The sequence below is a fragment of the Actinoplanes sp. TFC3 genome (assembly GCF_001553785.1).
Classification (GTDB): Bacteria; Actinomycetota; Actinomycetes; order Mycobacteriales; family Micromonosporaceae; genus Actinoplanes.
Genome location: NZ_LOJP01000005.1, coordinates 1 through 1,492 on the forward strand (window position 1 = coordinate 1; position 1,492 = coordinate 1,492).

3 protein-coding genes are annotated in these 1,492 nt (G+C 65.3%); 2 read left to right on the forward strand and 1 reads right to left on the reverse strand.

Annotated features, from left to right (window positions below):
* Together TFC3_RS37615 and TFC3_RS33110 are read left to right on the forward strand one after the other, a co-directional pair.
* Positions 1 to 226, forward strand: a 226-nt coding sequence (locus TFC3_RS37615; protein ID WP_161952722.1) for a site-specific integrase, incomplete at its 5' end; no start/stop codon positions are given.
* 20 nt (positions 227 to 246) lie between these two features.
* Positions 247 to 843 (forward strand): tyrosine-type recombinase/integrase, encoded by a 597-nt coding sequence (locus TFC3_RS33110; protein WP_236718622.1) that lies wholly within the window; start codon positions 247 to 249, stop codon positions 841 to 843.
* 11 nt (positions 844 to 854) lie between these two features.
* Here TFC3_RS33110 and TFC3_RS33115 read toward each other — a convergent pair whose 3' ends face one another.
* Positions 855 to 1,313 (reverse strand): hypothetical protein, encoded by a 459-nt coding sequence (locus TFC3_RS33115; protein ID WP_082772721.1) that lies wholly within the window; start codon positions 1,311 to 1,313, stop codon positions 855 to 857.
* Positions 1,314 to 1,492 lie beyond the last annotated feature (179 nt).

Here is a 1,492-nt window from a genome sequence, read left to right on the forward strand (position 1 = left end):
CGCGAACCTGGACTGGGCCGACCTGGACGCGGAGACCGTGTCGGCGTTCCTCAACTATCTGGAGGACGAGCGCGGCAATAGCACCAGAACCCGCAACGCCCGCCTGACCGCGATCCGGTCGCTGTTCTCTTACGCCGCGCTCCAGCACCCGAGCACGCCCTGCTCATCCAGCGTGTCCTGGACATCCCGCCCAAGCGGTTCGACAAACGGGTCATCACCTTCCTGACCGACGTCGAGGTCGAGGCCCTGCTCGCGGCGCCGGATCCGAACCGGTGGGAGGGACGGCGAGATAAGGCCATGATCGCCTTGGCGGTCCAGACCGGCTTGCGCGTCTCCGAGCTCACCAGCCTTAACTGCGCCGATGTCACCCTAGGCGCCGGCGCCGCCGTCCGATGCGAAGGCAAAGGCCGCAAACAGCGCACCGTCCCGCTCGGCAGCCCGGTCCAATGCCTCCTTCAGCCCTGGATGATCGAACGCGGCGGACGCCCCACCGACCCGCTGTTTCCCACCCGAACCGGCCGCCGCCTCAGCCGCAACGCCGTCGCCCAACGCTTGAACACCCACACCGCGACCGCCGCGAAACGCTGCCCGTCCCTGCGCGACAAAGACATCCATCCGCACGCCCTTCGACACAGCTGCGCGATGTCACTGTCGCAAGCAGGCGTCGACACCAGCGTCATCGCGCTCTGGCTCGGCCACGCCGGCGTCCGATCCACCGACGCCTACGTCCACACCGACATGTCCACCAAGGAGAAAGCCCTCGCCCTGACCACACCCCTGACCGCGAAGCCAGGCCGCTACCGACCCACCGACAAGAAGCTCGCATTCCTCGACCGCCTATGAACACCCGCGGCTCAGATCTCCGCGGGCGGCTGCAGCTCCCACCACTGGCCCAAACAACTAGGTGACGCCGTCCGGACGAAGCTGCGAACACGATCCCACGCTTGATCGACATCAAGGACGAAGTCGCCGGTGAACACCGCCGCGTCATCGATGACCGGGACCTCGACCTCAGCAGTCGAGGGAGCAGTGCCGTCCCCTCCAAGGAGAAACACCTGATCAGCGTTGGCGAAGAGATGGATGACCGCATGGTTCCCTCGGAACCCAACGGTCAAGAGCGGGTACTCCTGGTCCGGCAATCCAACTTCGAGATATCCCTGCCCATGGCGCCGCAGCTCATCCAAGCGATCCGAAAGCGCCGCCAAGTCCGATCGTTTCTCAGTTGGATGGAATCGCCCCGAGCCTGGTTCCGTTGCCGCCCACACGGCCGTCGCCAACGCCTCGGCGTTCGACTCTCGATCAGCTGGATCCATGCGGGAATGGTAGACATCGGCAACCGGGCGGCTCAGCCGCGAATAGTGACCCTCTCCGCATCCCACCGTTGGCCGTCTACACGAGAGGAAACTATGCCAACAAGCGACTCTCCTCCAAGCGGCTCACCCAGCACGCGCGGAGAATCTTCGGCATAGTCGCGGTCTCGGCATAGGTCGAT